An 18,828-nucleotide genomic window follows, 5' to 3' on the forward strand; every position below is an offset into this window, starting at 1 on the left:
ACTCTTATATATATTGATCTCTACCGGACAACATCCCGAACGTCATGACTAATACAGATACAATCATGAGTGTGATGATTGGAACCGTCCACATGTGGGACATATCATACAAATATCCAATAAATATAGGTCCAACTGCTGCGAGTAAATAACCAGTTGATTGTGCCATTCCCGATAACTCGGCAGATTGACCTGCATTCCGAGTACGGATTCCGATATAGCTTAGAGCCAATGGGAAATTCCCTCCCAAGGCAAGACCAATCAAAACAATACTCATAATTAAAATAGGATAAGAAGAACCAAGCAATAGTCCTCCATAACCAACAATCGAGCACATCCCCAACACGCAGGCAATCCATACTTGCGAACGTAGACGTCCAGCAATGATAGGCACTAGGAAACTAGCAGGTAGTCCAATGATTTGTGTCAACGAAAGCAACCACCCCGCTGCCCCTCTACTAATGCCATAATTATGTATGATTTCAGGCAACCAAGACATCGTGATATAAAATAAGCAAGACTGAAATCCCATGAATAAGGCTATTTTCCAAGCAAGAGGTGAACGCCAAGTTCGATTAGCACTAGTACTAACATTCTTCACTTTATTACTATGGGCAGGATTCCCCTTAATAAGTAAAACCCAGACGATGATCGCGATGACTGCTGGTATACCCCATACAATCAAGGCCCCCTGCCACCCAAATTGCAGATCATGTGCTAGAGGAATACTAATTCCTGATGCTAATGAAGCAAATAATCCCATTGAGGATGAATATACACTTGTCATCAGACCGAATTTTTGTGGGAATTTCTCTTTTACAACGACCGGCAACAGAACATTTCCAATGGCTATACCTACCCCAACCAATAGCGTTCCAGAGAAGAGAAACACCGTCATTGAAATGGACCGAATGCATATACCGATTAAAAGAATGACCAATCCTAACAGTAACGTCTTCTCATTGGTTAAACGATGAGCGATTTTAGGAACAAGCGATGACATGACGGCAAAGGATATTAAAGGTATACTCATCAATAAACCTGCGCTCCAATGAGATAACCCAACATCCTCCTGAATGATACCGACTAATGGACCTACGGACGTAATTGCTGGCCGTAAATTAAATGCTACCAGTACGATACCCATGATGAGTAACACGAAATATAACGATTTCTTGTTTCCTTTAGATTGTTGCAACTCCACTAACAAAATCCCCCTTCAATAATCAAACTTTCAAAAATGATTCATAGAAACCTATACCAACACATAACAATAAATCCCAATATAATTCACTCTAATGGGATTCTAGATCTTATAAGGGTAATTATGTCACCTATGGGCTGGCTTACCTTGTGAGATTACATTTATGCTGTCCATATGTACCCGCCAGTGTAAAACTAGTTATAACATATAAGAACAGAGAATAGAAGTACAAACTAAAAACAAAGAAAAAACAAATAAACAAAGCTATCTTTCAATAATATAACGAGCGAAGAAGCCATAAACCCCAACTTGTCGTTGTGCGTTCATGGCTTCATAGGCAACCGTTTCAGATAAGAGAACAACTGTATTTACTTAACAGATGCGAATAATACTCTTCCTTATTTTACGTAGGGTTTATGATTTAATCGCACCCTGAGTAATCCCACCAATAATCCATTTCTGTGCGAACAGATACACGATGACCATCGGCGTTAAAGCAAGTAGATAAGAAGCGAATGCTAGATTGAAGTCAGTACCGAACTGTCCTTGGAACACATATTGCACAAGTGGAAGTGTGTATGAATTCTGATCTCCCAGCAGAATAAGTGGCAACATGAAGTCATTCCAAGTGGACAAGCAAGATAGAATCCCAATCGTTGCGCTGATCGGTGCAAGGAGTGGGAAAATGATTTTCCAATACGTCCCCCAAGTCGAAGCACCATCCATCGTCGCCGCTTCTTCAAGCTCATACGGAATCGAACGGATATAACCAACATATACAAAGATATTAAAGGCAAGGCCATACACGACATAAAGAATAATTAGCCCAACAATGTTATTCATATGAAGGTCCGTCGTTACCTTAACCACAGGCAGCATAATGATCTGGAAAGGAATGAACATCGCGCTGATGAAATAGAAGTACAATACTTTGAAGAATTTGTCCTTCATATTTCGCGCAATGGCATACGCCACCATCGAGTTGGTTAGAAGAATGAATACCACCGAAATCACGGTAATCACCACGCTGTTCTTTAAAGCATTGAAAAAATTGGTCGCTTCGATTGCATTGCGGAAATTCTCAAAATGAAGCCCCGTCGGAAGCGAGAAGATAGAAACCGCCATTTCCTCTGGGTTCTTCAATGCAATGCTGATCGTCATATAGAGCGGAAACAAGATGAGCAGTGAGCCCAACGCAATAAGTATCGTACTGGTCCAATTCGTTGTTTTTCTCATCACATATCCATCTCCCGTTTCTGTAAAAATTTAAGCTGTAGCACCGAGATTACGATGATGACAATAAAGTAAATAACAGCGTTCGCCGATTGGTAGGCAAATTCTCCACCTTGGAACCCGCCAGTATAAATAAGCAGTGCAATGGATTGTGTCGAGCGTCCCGGACCGCCTCCTGTTAGAGCAACGATCTGATCGAATACCATCAGTCCACTCTTCATAGCAAGCACCATATTTATAGTGAAGAAGGAAGCTAGTAAAGGAAAAGTAATACTTATGAATTCTCTGAACTTGCCTGCTCCATCCAGATTCGATGCTTCATACAAATCTTTTGGAATCGTCTGGAGTCCAGCCAAATACAAAATCGTATTAAATGCTATACCCTGCCATACAGCAACTATAACAATCCCGATCCACGCCCAATCAGCGTTACCGAGAATATTTTGCGAGAGAAATTCACTACCCATTTTCGCTCCCCAGGTCGTGAGAACATTAGAGAACAAGTAGTTAAAGATGAAACCAACAATAAGTACGCTGAGAATGTTAGGTAAGAAATATACGCCACGAAAAAAGTTCTTGAATTTGATCTTGGCGTTCAATCCCAAAGCAATAAGCAAGCTTATCACATTAATTAAGATGGTCACGACAATCGCATATTTAAAAGTAAAGATATAGGAATTAATCACATTCTCATCTTTAAAGAGGTTTACAAAGTTCTTAAATCCTACAAAATCGTAGCTCTCGCCAAATCCATCCCAGTTCGTAAATGCATAAAAGATCCCTTGCAACGCAGGGAAGGTATGAAAAGTAAAGAACAGCAACAAAGCAGGTATAGTCATCAGGTAAAAGGCAATGCGGCGTTTAGCCATATGTTGGTTCTCCCTTCTAAAGAAACAGCGGAGACAAGAGCACTTCATACTTATCTCCGCGCATTTCTGTATTATTTACGGTTACTAATTTTATCCCACTCGGTATCGAATTTAGTCAGATACGCGTCAATATCTTTCTTTTGCAAGAATTCTTGAAAAATTGTCTCTACTTTCATACCAGCAGGGATATAGTGATCCGCGAAATCGACCAAATTACCACTTTCGAATGATTCCTTCAGATCAGCCACACTAGCATCGTCTTGTGTCACACCTGTCACAGCTGAGAACGCTTTTTGTTCGGAGATATATTGTTTAATGTTATCTGGTTGAAGCAAGAAGGCTACAAATTTCTTGGCCTCTTCTTTATGCTTCGAGCTCTTAGCAACCGTTAGCAATGTATCCACCCCGGAAACAAGCTTATTCTTCGTTGCATCATTTGTGCTTGGGAATGGGAATACACCTAATTCAATAGCAGGGTTTGCCTTTTGAATTTCTGGAATAGCCCATACGCCTTGTAGGTACATCGCAGACTCGCCTTTAGCAAAAGCAGTGTTACCGTCATTATAATTCTTACCAAACACATCTTTCTGAGCAAAATCCAGTACCTTAAGCTGCTTCTCAGCAACTTCACGATACGTATCCTTGAACGTTACCGTGCCTGCTGCACGCTGTGCGAAGAAATCAAGACCAACGATATTACTTTCTAGAGGATTGAAAATGGAAAGTGTTGTCCAAGCATCCTTTAGAGTGAGATAAAAAGCATTTTGGCCGGAATCCTTAACCTTCTGAGCAACTGCCATGAACTCATCCCATGTTTTCGGAATCGTAAGGTTCAGCTCTTTGAAGATTGCTTTGTTATAAATAACACCGTTCGCATTGGTTGAGAAAGGAACACCATTCATCTCCGTCAACCCAGTCATATTTGTCAGCATTTCTAGATATGCGGGTTGGATATCCTTAATTAATGGATCATTTGTAAAATCTTCGAACAGTCCACTTTTGGAGAGTGTCGAGAACGTATCCGTTGCCCCCATTCCCACTACATCAGGAATATCCTTCTTCGCTACGCGTGTCTTCAGAACTGTTTCTGCATCCGGTGGATTCACTTGGGTTACCTTAATTTCTGGGTTAGCCTCGTTGAACTTGGTAATCAACTTGTCGAAAGTTGCTTTAGCTTCAGCTTTACCCTGGAAGAATTCAACTTCGACCTTGCCGCTTGAAGCTCCTTCAGAATTACCATTATTACCACATGCACTAAGTAAAGAGATCGCTAGTACGCCTGCCAACATAGGTTTAATTACTTTTTTCATCATCTAATCCCCTTTAGAAAATTTATGGTTATAGTTATTATTCCAGCTCGTAGTTATTTCTACTTATTTAATTAATCAAGTCATAGGAGTAAACGTTTACGTTGTATTCATGTGTTAATCTTTCCTCTTATTTCAAGTCCCCTCTCTCAAATACATTACGTTTAATATCGTTTAATATCCATGCAGTAAACGTTTACGTTATATCGATAAAAGGAATCAAGTAAGTCTCCTTACCGTCTGCCTTTCAACAATCCTATGAGGCATAATAGTACTATCGGCCACGCAGTGATTCTCAATCATATCAATTAGTTTCCCAGTAGCTAATTTCCCCATGTCATACAGCCGCTGATCCACCGTTGTTAAAGGCGGCACTGCCATTTCAGCAAGCTTCAGATTATCGTAGCCAATCACAGAAATGTCATCAGGAATCTTGAGACCATGCTTAGCAGCAACAGCCAGAACTGCAACCGCCATTTCATCACTTGCCGCAAAGATAGCCGTAGCCTCCGGCGCATTCTGAATCAGCTTCTCCATAGCTATACATCCCTCATCAAACGTGAAATTTCCATAGACTAGATAATTCTCTTTAAAAGGAATACCATAATCCTGTAACGCTTTCACGTAGCCTTCAACTCTGGGAATTCCAGCCATTGTATCCGTTTCGGTTCCGCTAACCATAGCAATTTCACGGTGACCATGTAAGATCAAATATTGTACCGCATCATACGCGGCCTGCTTATCGTCCACTTTGATATAGGGTACGGAAGCATAATCCGCTTTGGAGGATACCAGCACCACAGGAACTTTCATAGCTTGTAGCACTTCATAATACTCTTCCTTCAGCATTTCACTGGAGAATATAATACCATCTACCTGCTTTTCTCGCAATACATGCAGGTATTTCATCGTACGCTTGCCATCCTCATCCGTATTGCAGACAAAAACACTATAGTTATGGTCATTAGCGTACTCTTCAATACCATGAAGGATGTCCGCTGAGAAATAACTCGATACATTCGGGAACATAACCCCGATCGTCTGCGTTCGTTTATTAATCAGGCCCCGAGCAATTGCATTGGGTTGATATCCTATTTCTTTAATAATCTGTTTTACCTTTTGCTCCGTTTTGTCCGAATAACCAGACAAATTATTAAGCACCCGAGAGACAGTTGCTATAGAGACATTGGCTTTCCTTGCTACATCTTTAATCGTTGGATTATTTGAAGCGTTTGGATTCATGTCGTTTCCTCTTTTACCTGTCATAAACAATAATATATAAGCGATAACTTAGCAAATTGATTACTTACCATCTGAATAAATTTCATAACTCATTAAAACAATGAATTGGATTCATCTAAAAGAATTTATTCAATATAAGCAACTTTAAAGGTAAACGCTTACCTAAAATATAAATCTTGCTGATATTTTTGTCAACTACAGACCACTATTGAAATAACCCTTATGCAAATACTTCCTTCCAATCTAACTGAAAGGATACTTTTCAAATAATACATATCGTCCATTAATTCTCTCAACGGTAAATTCCGAAAATCCAGATCATATTTATTGCTAACCTTAAGTATTTAAAAGTCGAGCCGTTATCCTTCGTCTTCACCTGGTATACGGTATATAAATCTAAATTCAATACGAGTACAGTCTTCATTGTTGTCGAAAATACGAATTGACCCCGCTCCCACACCACCGTACGTGAGACTAAAAACTTAAAATGGCATACTAATTCTCTAACTCCCATTATGTTAATCAATCTGCTCAAATTATAGACAAGGCAATAAAACTACCCTCGGTGTTTACTGAGTCGAGTCCCATTGTTAAAAAAAAGTATAACCGAAGTGTCGTTTTATAGCTTGTTAACATATAAAAGATACGAATAATAAGTATAATCATTCTTTTATATCGATAATTCACCAAATTATTGTAGAAAAATCGTAGTTTAATCTATATAGGTCTAAGAATTGTCTATGTACTCAATTAAATGAAAGCGCTTTATAATTAATATAAGATAATTTTACTAAATTTAATTTCAAGAAAGGAGTATTCTTAGATTCACAATTAATAATACCTTACGGAAGAACAAATTTACCGAGAACAGCAAGCCAACGCCTAGCCAATTGATCCGAAGGAGTGAATTAGATGACTATGTTTAGAAAGATCTTATTATTAATGACGATTACAATTATGGTATTGGCATCCTTATTATTAAGTCCCACCAAAGGAGAAGCTGCTGAAACTATGATTTATCAACCTACCGAAAAAACAACAGGCCTTATAAGAAATCCAGGAATGGGCTGGGTGCTCTATTGCGATGCATTCGGTCAAATGACCGACAGCACAATTCCAGACATCAACAAATGCGTGAATAATCCGACCTTGTTCTGGCAGGCATTTGATAATTCCGGGGCCACAGCAAAAGCGACCACCTTCTACATTCGTGCGCCTTGGTCCTTCTATGAACCTGCAGCCGGGCAATATAGTTGGAATAATACAAGTTCGAATTTTTCTGTTCTAGTGCAAGGTGCACTCGATCGCGGATTAAGGATTGCCTTCCGTGTGTACGTGGATAGCCAGGATTCCTATCAGCAGGCGACTCCGGAATACGTGCGTGTTGCAGGTGCAAAAGGGTATACTAATACGTTCTGGACTCCTTATGTGAACGACCAAGTCTTCTTAAACAAGCTGAACACCTTCATCGCAGCATTCGGAGCAAAATATAACGACCCTACGAAGGTAGATTTTATTGATGCTATGGGTCTAGGCGCTTGGGGAGAAGGCCATAACATGCGTGTCGACAGCACTCAGCCGGGCAATATCAATTCCAGCGTCATGACGATTGCACAATACTACCGTGACGCCTTCCCTAGCATATTGCTCGGAGGTCAACAGGGTGGCCCACTAGCAAGTGCAGCAGAATCTTTAGCCCAATCGAACAAATACGATATTCTTAGACGCGACAGTATCGGAATGGCACAATATTTTACTCAAGCTGACAAGAATTATTATGTAAACAGATTGCTTACTTTTGGTATTCCATTATTCTCAGAGAATGGTTGGAACTACTTCGCACATGACTTTACAGGGTATATGAATCGGAACGGAAATCCTTTCTCCAACATTCGAGATATGCTGGCTTACAGCTTGAACGACGCAAAAGCCGCACGCGCGAACACATTTGATCTGCGCGTTCCTGAGGATGCGATCGAATGGATGAAGAATGTAGATTTGGTGGACGACTTCATCGTCAATGGTGGATATCGATTCGTACCGGTTAACTTTACCGCACCTACATCGATTGTCTCAAATGAATATATTACGGTACAAAGCAATTGGAAAAACACTGCAATTGGAAAACTTCCAAACGATCGAACGGCTTGGAATTATAAGTATAAAGTCGCTTACTCCCTACTGAATAAGTCGACCAAACAGCCGGTATTTACGAGTGTGACCAACATTGATCCATCAGAATGGCTTAAGGGGAACAATTACCAATATGACACGCCTATCAGCTTCGGCAATGTTGCTAACGGTGTTTATGATTTAGCCTATGCGATTGTCGATACCTCGAGAGGGAACGTACCGGCGATCAACCTTGCTGTTACTGACCCGGTTACCTCTACAGGATGGTACCTAATCAATCAAGTCAGCGTCTCTGGCATTCAGTCAGTCGCTCAGAAGCAAGACTTACCGAACTATCGATTCTCGGAAGACTTTAGCAGCGTACAAGGAAACAAGCAGTGGTATTACATGCAAGGTAGCGGTTCGAGCTATACTAACATGACATGGGATGCTGCATCGAACAAGTGGATCGGTGCAAATCAATGGAATCAAATCGGTGTGAATGCACTCATCCATCCAGACAAGAACGATACAGTGGTCGCCTGGAAAGCACCTATGACAGGCAATATTGTTATTAAGGGAAAAGCGGCCAAGCAGAATAACACATGTGGTGATGGTGTACGAGTCAAGATTGTAAAGAACAGTACCCAGGTATGGCCAGCAAGCGACTGGCAAGTAATCGGTGCGGCTGATATTACGGGAAATACACACAACATCTCCACATCAGTCTCCCAAAATGATTACATTTATTTCGTCCTAAACCAGAATGCGAACAATTCATGTGACGGCAGCAGATGGAATCCAACGATTGAATACATGCCATCCATTAACGTTGCACCTCAGGCTGTTGTAACAACAACTATGGGGACAAGTGGCGGTAATATTTCCAATATTAACAATGGGATAATTACAGATGCTTGGAGCAGTGGTAATGGTGTTGCTCTTCCTGGTTATATTACACTTGATTTGGGAACAGCCGCAAAGATGACGAATAGTATTACCCTTGTAACGCACTACGGGATAGGGCAAGGGATTACAAATGTAGATATCGAATATGATAATGGCGGAATATGGGTACCTGCTGCGACACAAGTTCCTATTACATGGAGTTCGAATTCGGATGATGAAGAATTCAGGAACATTCCCTTCACACCTGTTCTAACAAACAAAATCCGAATTAAAGTAAACAGTGGAAACCTACTATGGGGACACGTTGCTTTAAACGAAGTTCAATGGTTGACGTATTAAGTCCTATTTGAATATCCTAACGAGATATTTCCAAAAATAGAATAATGTTTACCTTTGACAGTTGGAATAATCAAAAAGAAAAGAGGCATCGTATGAGTTCTCAAACTCATACGATGCCTCTTTTTACAAAATGTGGACAAACGGAGTTTCCCTTGTATAAAACCCTTGATGCACAAGGGTTTATCGCCTTTATTATATCATGCCGCCCATAACATTAGGTGAGTTTTAGGTCTTATCATATGTTTGGTATGCGGGAACATATTAACCTAGAGTTTGAGCAACTCAAGTTATTCAAAAGACTATATTGTCAGCTCCAGCCAAGCCACACACTCCACATGAACGGTATGAGGGAATAGGTCGACAGGTTGAACGGTTTGAAGCGTGTAACCGAATGGCAACAATTCAGCTACGTCTGTTGCGAATGTGTCAGGATTGCATGATACATAGACGATCCGTTTTGGTTTGGAGCGTCCAATTCGGCGCATCACTTTCCCGCCAGCTCCGCTACGTGGTGGATCGATCAACAGAATATCAGCGAATCCGAAATGATCATGCATCTCATCTAGTCCTCTACGTGCATCACGTGCAAGGAATGTCGTGTTATGCAAATCATTATCGATGGCATTGCGTTTGGCCGATTCAATCGATGTCTCGACAATCTCGATTCCCGCCAATTCCTTCACACGCGCTGCGAACGGTAATGAGAATGTGCCGACACCACAAAATAGGTCGATCATTTTCTCGTCTTCCCTTGGTTTTCCCATTTTGAGCGCAAGATCCACAAGCTTTTGGGCCTGTAAAGGATTTGTCTGGAAGAATGTATCGAACCAAAGACGATAGCGATAGTTTGCCATTTCATCATAAATGAAATCACGACCCGCTAACAGATGCGTATCCTCAGATTGTGTGCGATCCGCCCAATCTGTGTTCACAAGCCAAAGTAGGCTTTTCACATTTGGTAATTTCTTCGTGATCCGCTCGATAAGATTGTCAACTGCAGACGCCAATTCACCATCAGGCGTTTGTGTAGCAAACAATGCCAACATCATTTCGCCAGTAGCAAACGATTCCCGCACCATCAAATGACGAAGAAGCCCCTCATGTGTATCTTTATCATAACCTTTAAGTTCGAACTCTTTCACCCATTCGCCTACTTCCAACATGCCATCGACCATATTCCGGCCTGCAATCAGACACGTTTCCAGTGGAATGATCTTTCGGAAATTCCCTTGTTCATGCATTCCGATATCCCCTTCAGGCGAAAACGTGAACTCCATCTTATTACGGTAATGCCAAGGGTCGTCCATACCTATCGTGTCCAGTACCAGTTCAGAATCTAATCCTTCGCGTTCTAATGCGTTCTTCACATGGTTGGTCTTATGCTTCAATTGACCTTCATACGTCCAGTGTTGCCATACACAACCTCCGCAAAGCTCAAAATGAGGACAAGGCGCATCCGTCCGTTCGGGGCTAGCAGCTACAATCTCTATAGGCATTGCCTTTCTTCTTTTCTTATCGGGATGATCGACGACGACCTGAACTGACTCCCCTATGAGCGTCTGCGGAATCGTCAGCTTCAGCTTTCTAGGATTGGAACCTTTATCACTCTCACGCCAAATCACGGCTTGTCCATTGCCTTTATCATCTAAATAATCAATTTCTGCTAGAAGCGTTTCTTCTTTTATAACAGTCAAGGAATGATTCCCCTTTCAATAGTCAACTCTTGTAGTGAAGGATTATTTCCACAATACTTGCTACCTCTTCAAAACAGACACACCTTGTCATTATAATGAAAATGTGTCTGAATGAAAATGCACTTCTTACAAATTCAACAACATGAAGTGTAGTGGGTGATAGACACAAAAAAACATTTACATTAACTGGTGAAAGTCGCTCACATAATTAATTCAGTGCATTAAACGTAAATAATTGATACTATTTATGATGGGTTACTATAGCAAAAAAAAGTTTTATATGGTAAGCCCATGCTTCCGATGCGACTTTTCAGTTGCGGGATGCTTAGTCAAGATGTACAACTGAAAAGTATAAGGAGAAGATAATATGAGTAACGAACAAAATTTTTGGCTTGATTTACCGAAGCCATTTTTTATATTAGCACCAATGGAAGATGTCACAGATGTTGTATTTCGTCACGTCGTTAGTGAAGCTGCAAAGCCCGACGTATTTTTCACGGAATTCACAAATACAGAAAGTTATTGTCACCCTGAAGGAAAAAACAGTACACGTGGTCGATTAACGTTCACAGAAGATGAGCAACCGATTGTCGCTCATATTTGGGGCAATAAACCTGCATTTTTTGAACAGATGAGTATTGATATGAAAAAACTTGGATTTCGGGGTATCGATTTAAACATGGGATGTCCAGTACAAAATGTCGCAGCTAATGGAAAAGGTTCCGGATTAATAAACCATCCTGAAGTTGCGGCAGAAATCATTCAAGCAGCAAAAGCAGGAGGATTACCGGTTAGTGTTAAAACAAGATTGGGGTACTCTGATATTGAAGAGTGGCGCGATTGGTTAGGACATATATTGAAACAAGATATTGCGAATCTTTCCATTCATCTTCGTACAAAAAAAGAGATGAGTAAAGTAGATGCACACTGGGAACTAATCCCTGAAATAAAAAAATTGCGTGATGAAATTGCTCCAAATACGTTGTTAACCATTAATGGAGATATTCCTGACCGCGCAACAGGATTAAAATTAGTAGAACAATACGGCGTTGATGGTGTCATGATTGGCCGTGGCATTTTCACCAATCCATTTGCTTTTGAAAAAGAACCTAAAGAACATAGCGTGAAGGATTTTCTCAATTTATTACTTTTACATTTGGATCTTCACGATAAATATTCAATGGAAAACGAACCACGTCCATTTAAACCACTTCTTCGCTTTTTCAAAATCTATGTTCGTGGATTCAAGGGCGCAAGCGAACTAAGAAATCAATTAATGGATACGGCGTCAACAGATGAAGTACGTCGTTTAGTGAAACCTGTTTTAGAACAAGGATTAGATTGAAGCATATCCACCTGTACATGATTTAAAAGACTTGCTGTTAAAACAAGTCTTTTAAAATGCACCCTATAGAATAGACACTTGAATGGATACTGACCTTTTTATACAACGTAGACTTCCCTCACATGAGGAAAGCCTACGTTATTTTTGATGATGAATGGAACTTTCCATTTACCGAGTATTCCAGAATCCAAATATTTAGATTTTACGCCGCAATGTTCGCGAAATCAATATGACTACATGAAAAATAATGAGAGACCTCCCAAAAGTTCAATGAACTCATGAAAGGTCTCTGATTTTTGCACTATGTTTTCAAACGGTGTTTCCTCTCAAGGAAACACCTGAAGCAAAAAGATTTATCACCATGATTCGTTAGACAACCCCTAAGAAGTTATTTGGCCTAATCAGTATAAATGATATAAAAGCCCTTCGCTAGAAGGGCTTTTATATTACTCCTCTTTACTTTGTCAGATTCAAAGCTCTGTATATCATTGCGACAAACTCTGCCCGTGTCACGGGTTCATTCGGATTAAATTTGCCGTTATCACCTAGTACAATCTCTAGTTCTGCTAGTGCAGTGATATAAGCATGGCTCCAATGCGTTGAAGGTACGTCTTGGAAAGTACTTGTTCCACCTAGTTCTATCTTAAGGGCAAGCGCAACAATTTTTGCCATCTGAGCACGTGTCACGGGTTCAGTTAGATTAAATCTACCATTTGATCCGTCTACAATTCCTGCTTGTTGTAATAAAGTAATGGCTTTATAGGACGGATGGCTTGGTGATACATCAGAAAAAGCTATCGCCTCACGTGTTGGTTCGAACTCGAAAGCACGCATGAATATCAGGGCCATATGTTGCCGCTGGATTGATTCATTCGGATGGAACGAGCCGTCTGGATACCCCGTAATTATACCTTGACTAGCTAATTCTTCAATCATACCTTGTCCCCAATGTCCCGAAATGTCATCCAAACTCAACGGAAGCTCAGATTTCGATCCATCTGGGGCTGGCTCTGATTCTTGACTCGGCTCCGGTGCTGGGGAATTTCCGCCATTGGTTTCAAAATAAACCGTTGAATTTGGTGGTGGTGTTGGAATAGAACCTCCTCCATTACTTCCAGAGGAACTATTAGCAATCCACTTCGCATACAACGTCATATCCGCTGTGACCATATCCTTCGTGAAGATCCATTGGTTCGTTAATGTTATCTCTTTATACCATCCACCAAATGTATAACCTGACTTCGTTGGTGTACTCGGTTCGGTTGCCGTTTCGTTGTATGATTTATTCTGAGTCGCTACGACACTTCCTCCATTTGACTCAAAAGACAATGTATAATGATTAACATCCCACATTGCATACAACGTGACATTTGCTGTGCTTATATTGAATATATCCTTCGCTGCATAGCTTGTCCCACTTCCATCTGCTTCGCTATTCCAACCCTTAAATGCATATCCCGTTTTCACTAGACTTCCAGTATTATCAGCTACTGTTACACGATTCCCAGTCTCATAGGTTTGACTATCTATGGGTACAAGTCCTCCAGTAGCTCTATTTCCGTCGTAGCTTACTCTATATTTGAGAATGTTGAATGTAATGGTACTCGAGTTACCTGCGGCATCCGTAACAATAAGTATATAGGAGCCTTCATCGCCCACAGACGAGCCATTTATAAAGGAATTGCGATTCAATGTTGCGGTACCTTCATTAAAATTAATTGTTCGTGAGGAACTATAGCTCTCTCCATCGGTTACACCTGTGACGATCGGAGCTGTCATATCCAGAATAATGCTATCTTGAGCTGATCCAACAGTACCTGCATGATCAATAAACTGTACATAAACCGTCTTGTAATCATCTACTGCTGGCAATGTAAATGTATATGTCTTGCCTGCTATATACAATTCATTAGCTGACCACGTCAGATTGTCACCAGAGAATTTTACATACACGACATCAGTCACTCCTACCACGGGTGTGAGCGCAAGATTTACCTCTCGCTCTGTTGTATACGCATCTCCGTTATTAATAACGACAGTACCCGTTGGGGCTACAGTATCTAGTGTAATGATTAATGTGTATGTGGGAGATACATTTCCTGCCCCATCTATTAGCTGTATCGTAACTGCGTTTTCTCCATCGACACTTCCTATATTAATCTCAAAGCTATTACGATAAGCAATCGTCGTTGGTGCTGATCCATTGATTGTATATTGGATAGCAGTAATATCGGTTACACCTGTTGCTGGTGTCACTTCAACTAATACATCCGAAAGATTCGTATAGGAATTGCCACCATTTATAACTACTTTGCCTGTTGGGGCAATACGGTCAAGTGTTACTGCCGTTGTAAGTACCGTTGTGTTTCCAGCTAAGTCCGACAGACGAACCTGCAAAGTTTTCACGCCATCTTCCACTATATCTTTCAGCGTATACGACTGTGTACTTCCACTGTATGCTACCTTTGTTCCGTAGCTCTCACCTACTTCACCGAGCTCCATATAATCTGCATTACTGCTAGTAACCGTTAGAGGTACGACGGTGGAGTTCGTTATGCTTGATCCAGTAGCACTTATTGTACCTGTCGGTGGTGTCGTATCTAAGATAATACTATCCTGAGCTGATCCAACTTGAGCTGGTGGTCCAACATTACCTGCACGATCAATAAAGCGTACATAGACCGTCTTGCTACCATCACCTACTGGCAATGTATAGTTCATACTTGCGCTATATTTTTTTTCATCTGACCATGTAAGATCGTCATTAGAGAACTGTACTCTAGCGACATCCGTCACTCCTGGTCCTAGCGTAAAATCAAGAGTTACCTGTTGACTTGTTGCATACGCAGCTCCAGAGTTAATGGAAACTGTCCCTGTCGGCGAAGTTTTGTCTATTGTAAATTGTACCTTTTCTGATTTATTTTCTACTGTAACAATTAGAGTGTATGAACCTTCTGCTGAAACTGGTAAACCACTCAAAAAAGCGGCTCCATTCAACGTTGCCGTACCAATATTGAATTTTGGAGTAACATTAGATTTATAACTCACTCCGTTCTCAACGCCTGTTATTTCAATATTCTGAATCTCTGAATAGGTAATAATTAAGTGTGGTTTAGCCAAATGACTATTAATCTCTCCAGTATTTATATAATGATCCATATTAGTAATATTTGAAGCTACGGCATCTGCATATGAAAATGCCGATAGAATAAGTGTTGCTTTTGGGGTAGTTTTAAGAGATTCCTCTATAATATAGCGAGTAATATCAATCGGTCCAAGTATCGGTTTATCTATATTTACATTATTAGGAACAGGGATACTTTGTGTTGACCCTATTGTCGGTTCTGGAACAGTGGCGGAATTAACTAACCCTGCAACCCAGGAATGATTGGTACTTGTTGATACTTTTAATGAGAATGGAACTATTGATTGAGTATTAGCATCTGTCACTGGGAAGTAGAGACTAGCGCTTTCAATTTCATATCCGGAAGGGATTGTTGGAAGAGTAAAATTTAATAAAATTTGTGCTTCTGTTTTATTATAGAAATCCATGTATCCTACACTTAGAACACCCTCCCCATCCTCATCAAGAAAATTACCAGAGCTTTCATATACTAACGTTGTGTCCTCTGTTGCATAAATCGACTGTTGATCACCATCTGCTGCAAAAGCATCCTCAGTATTAAAAACTCCTATTATCGAACTTACCGCTACTATTAGCAAACTTACAACCGAAACAAGCTTCTTTCTCACCACACACGCACTTCCTTCCCATACTAGGTAATTTTATCGAGTGGTTCCTCATCCGTCTTCCTACTCAGGATTAATTTAAATAAAAAATACCATATTTATACATTGCAGTAATTACTATACTTCAAAATATCTCCTTGTCATAGTGACTGCTGTCATCAATGTTGTCATGTGACAAAAAGTAAATTTTTGTAAGATTATTATGATGTGAATGTATCAGCGTGAATTTCAGGTCATTGGACAAAGAGAAATGATTCTCCTTCAACAGGAGAATTAAACATAAAAAGACTCCCTCCTGTTTTTAGGAAGTAGTCTTTACTGTAATAAATAGTTTTTAACGTGACTCTCACTATGCGCGAAACACCTACTTGCTCACTCTGCAATTCTAGCGGGATACTTCATTTCAACTTTCAGGTTAAGTTATGATACTAAACGATAATTGCTGTTTGGCTTTGATCCAACTTGTAACATATACATGCTATTACACATGCCGATATCGCCAAGATGGCAGCAGCTACAGGAAGAGAGGTTAATCCGCCATGTTGGACTACCACGCCACCAATCGCGGATCCACCTGCGATTCCTAAGTTAGAGGCTACTGGATTCAATGATGCAGCAAGGTCCTTCGCTTTTGGTGAAGACTGCTTGGCCAAATCAATCAAATAAAGCTGAGCGGGTGCACTCACAATACTCGACATTGCGCCTAGAACAATGAGTACGATCATTCCTAGAATCGAGATCGATGCGGTCAAAGAGGATATAGACCGAAGCTTGTATAAGAAATACGGTTCATTAAGTCCTCGGCAACGATTGGATATAATTCTTCTTTTAATTCTTTGAAATTATCCTTATCACGCCCAGCAACCAAAATATAAGATGTGTTGGCGTTTCTTAATTCTTGTCTCATATGAGTTAGTTGATTGATGTAGTGACAGCTTATAATAGGCTTCATAACGAATTTGGCAACTTGATACAGCTTGAAAGTTAGGTATTGTTCCGTATGAGCCACTTCGTATATTTCATCTACTACTAAATTAACTTTTGTCCGTTTAGATCTATCTGGTATTCGACTTGCTCTAACCTGTAACGAAAGCATCACCTTAGACATCCAGTACGTAGTGGCGATATCTCTTTCTTCTGGAATCAAGAATATAACTTCGGGCATCCTTATAATTATCAATTGGTTCTTGTGCATCTCAATGCTAAGATCAATGTTTTTAGTTGTGTCTTTTTTAAGCATTAATTCCAGAAAGACGTTCTTCTTCAGTACATTCAATCGATTTACGATCCCAATATGCTCCGACTTTAATAGAGATGTAAGCGCTAGCAGCAGTGTATCAGCATGTGCCTTGTCGTCAGGCATCATTGCACGACAGATAAAAGAGGAATCAAGCAAGAATGGTTAGTCAAAGAGACTGGTTTAGGTAGGAATACGATAACGTGGGTTTGTGGTGATCTAGGGTATGTACCCACAGGAACAACTATGAAAAAGGTTTTGGGAGCCGTAAGGAAGGTCGCTCCGCATGCTTCGGCTGTAGATTTTTGGTCATTATAAATAGAATAGGAACGCAACTCTCATGAGGTCGCTCCCAAGCGCACCGTATGTCACTAGAATTTTACATAATATTTGACCTCAACCAAGACTGATAAATATAATTCTTCCTCTAGCTCAGGTCATTTTAGCGTTCTCCTGTAAAACTACCTTCTCGCTGTTCATCATCCCTTTTACGAGATCCAACAGAAAAAAGTGGGTTAAGTACATTGAAAAACTTAATTTACCGATAAGCATTGTGACCTTATTTACTATAAAGTAGAAATCATGCTTACTCAGAATTAACGTGAGTACTATGAATAGTAAACTATAAAAAAAATGCTCAATCGGTATATGTAATTCTGCAAAAGTGATCATTAATATGACACATGCACCGATTCCTAAAAGTGAAATCTTTTTTGAAATAAGAAATTTTGAGAAGTTATTTTTTTAAATTAAGAAGAACAATATGATGCCTAATGCGAAGATTGGGAATTGATTCGGAAACCATGAGTACAAATAAATCTTCCATGTGAACGGATCATTTATTACGTGGATTCGAGATAAAACAACTTTTATTTCCATGCAGATAATGAATGATGCACCTAGAAATAATACTGACTTTTTGAGATCCTTAATTAATCTGAAAAGAAGTGGAACAAACAGATAAAAAGTCATTTCCACCGTAATCGACCAACCACCTGGCACCAAACTGTTTATCCAGTAAGGACTAAAACCATTGCCTATGAATGACAACGTGCCAAAAATGTTACCAATACTAATATCCTTTAAATTCATGAAAAACGGATAAAATAGGAGTCCTATATAGAACATTGGAGCTATCCTGAAAAATCTTCTTATGTAGAAATCCCTAGAACTGTCTCCTAATTTGGATCGGTGATCTAATGATAAAAATAAGGTCAGGGAGCTTAAGATGAAAAACAACTGAACTCCTCTACCACCTTGGTCTGTTATGCTGCGAAACCAGTCTGGTAACCCTATGACATTTTGACCACTATGGAACATAATTACACCTAAATACCGCCCAACCCCTTAGGGCGTCAATGTACCCAAACTTAGACAACAATTCTTCATCCTCTCTTTAAATAGAGCAATTTATTTGATCCACTCAAAGTCATTGTCGAAGCTTAGTTTAACTTGTTTGTAATAAGAGTCGACCCTTGTAACAGTAAAATTGAACAATATCCTCAATAACTTTTTTTCTAAGTCGGCTAAATCACTTTTTTGCAAAGATCCCAATCAAAGATATAACCAGAAGACAATACCAGAATG

Annotated in this window: 12 protein-coding genes; 2 read left to right on the top strand and 10 right to left on the bottom strand. The window is 40.0% G+C overall.

The genetic code is table 11. From position 1 onward, the window contains the following. Positions 1-4 precede the first annotated feature (4 nt). The 5 genes from PBAT_RS02000 to PBAT_RS02020 all read right to left on the bottom strand — a co-directional run bounded on the left by PBAT_RS02000 (position 5) and on the right by PBAT_RS02020 (position 5,855). A complete protein-coding gene (locus PBAT_RS02000; RefSeq protein ID WP_338045652.1) occupies positions 5-1,204 on the bottom strand; it encodes a CynX/NimT family MFS transporter in 1,200 nt (399 codons plus the stop codon). Positions 1,205-1,618: 414 nt separating this feature from the next. Continuing rightward, the gene (locus PBAT_RS02005; RefSeq protein ID WP_068646058.1) at positions 1,619-2,440 is read right to left on the bottom strand and encodes a carbohydrate ABC transporter permease; all 822 of its coding nucleotides are present in this window, start codon (positions 2,438-2,440) and stop codon (positions 1,619-1,621) included. Then, on the bottom strand, positions 2,440-3,306 hold the full coding sequence (locus PBAT_RS02010; RefSeq protein WP_068582228.1) for a carbohydrate ABC transporter permease: 867 nt from the start codon (positions 3,304-3,306) through the stop codon (positions 2,440-2,442). The genes PBAT_RS02005 and PBAT_RS02010 overlap by 1 nt, the downstream gene beginning before the upstream one ends. A 71-nt stretch (positions 3,307-3,377) precedes the next feature. After that, positions 3,378-4,616 carry an ABC transporter substrate-binding protein gene (locus tag PBAT_RS02015; RefSeq protein ID WP_068646059.1) on the bottom strand — a complete coding sequence of 413 codons (1,239 nt, stop codon included), beginning with the start codon at positions 4,614-4,616 and terminating at the stop codon, positions 3,378-3,380. Positions 4,617-4,832: 216 nt separating this feature from the next. Beyond that, on the bottom strand, positions 4,833-5,855 hold the full coding sequence (locus PBAT_RS02020) for a LacI family DNA-binding transcriptional regulator (RefSeq protein ID WP_068646060.1): 1,023 nt from the start codon (positions 5,853-5,855) through the stop codon (positions 4,833-4,835). Between the two features lie 912 nt (positions 5,856-6,767). Here PBAT_RS02020 and PBAT_RS02025 point away from each other — a divergent pair. Beyond that, a complete protein-coding gene (locus PBAT_RS02025) occupies positions 6,768-9,215 on the top strand; it encodes a hypothetical protein (RefSeq protein ID WP_068646061.1) in 2,448 nt (815 codons plus the stop codon). Positions 9,216-9,514: 299 nt separating this feature from the next. Here the strand turns inward: PBAT_RS02025 and rlmD are convergent, their stop codons facing one another. Beyond that, positions 9,515-10,909 carry a 23S rRNA (uracil(1939)-C(5))-methyltransferase RlmD gene (rlmD, locus tag PBAT_RS02030; protein WP_068646062.1) on the bottom strand — a complete coding sequence of 465 codons (1,395 nt, stop codon included), beginning with the start codon at positions 10,907-10,909 and terminating at the stop codon, positions 9,515-9,517. A 367-nt stretch (positions 10,910-11,276) separates the two neighbouring features. Here rlmD and PBAT_RS02035 point away from each other — a divergent pair, with 367 nt between their 5' ends. Next, the gene (locus PBAT_RS02035; RefSeq protein WP_068646063.1) at positions 11,277-12,254 is read left to right on the top strand and encodes a tRNA dihydrouridine synthase; all 978 of its coding nucleotides are present in this window, start codon (positions 11,277-11,279) and stop codon (positions 12,252-12,254) included. A 456-nt stretch (positions 12,255-12,710) separates the two neighbouring features. On the opposite strand, the gene PBAT_RS24580 is transcribed toward PBAT_RS02035, so the two are convergent. From PBAT_RS24580 to PBAT_RS02060, 4 genes are all read right to left on the bottom strand, one after another. Then, entirely contained in the window at positions 12,711-16,007 is a 3,297-nt protein-coding gene (locus tag PBAT_RS24580; RefSeq protein WP_149466396.1) for an InlB B-repeat-containing protein, read from the bottom strand. 425 nt (positions 16,008-16,432) lie between these two features. Then, positions 16,433-16,756 carry a hypothetical protein gene (locus tag PBAT_RS02045; RefSeq protein ID WP_149466397.1) on the bottom strand — a complete coding sequence of 108 codons (324 nt, stop codon included), beginning with the start codon at positions 16,754-16,756 and terminating at the stop codon, positions 16,433-16,435. Continuing rightward, complete coding sequence (locus PBAT_RS02050) at positions 16,753-17,400, bottom strand: hypothetical protein (protein ID WP_157091285.1); 648 nt, start codon at positions 17,398-17,400, stop codon at positions 16,753-16,755. The genes PBAT_RS02045 and PBAT_RS02050 overlap by 4 nt, the downstream gene beginning before the upstream one ends. Before the next feature lie 585 nt (positions 17,401-17,985). Beyond that, positions 17,986-18,561 (bottom strand): acyltransferase family protein, encoded by a 576-nt coding sequence (locus PBAT_RS02060; protein ID WP_068646067.1) that lies wholly within the window; start codon positions 18,559-18,561, stop codon positions 17,986-17,988. Positions 18,562-18,828: the final 267 nt, after the last annotated feature.

This window comes from Paenibacillus antarcticus (genome assembly GCF_001637225.1).
Taxonomy (GTDB): Bacteria; Bacillota; Bacilli; order Paenibacillales; family Paenibacillaceae; genus Paenibacillus_AQ; species Paenibacillus_AQ antarcticus.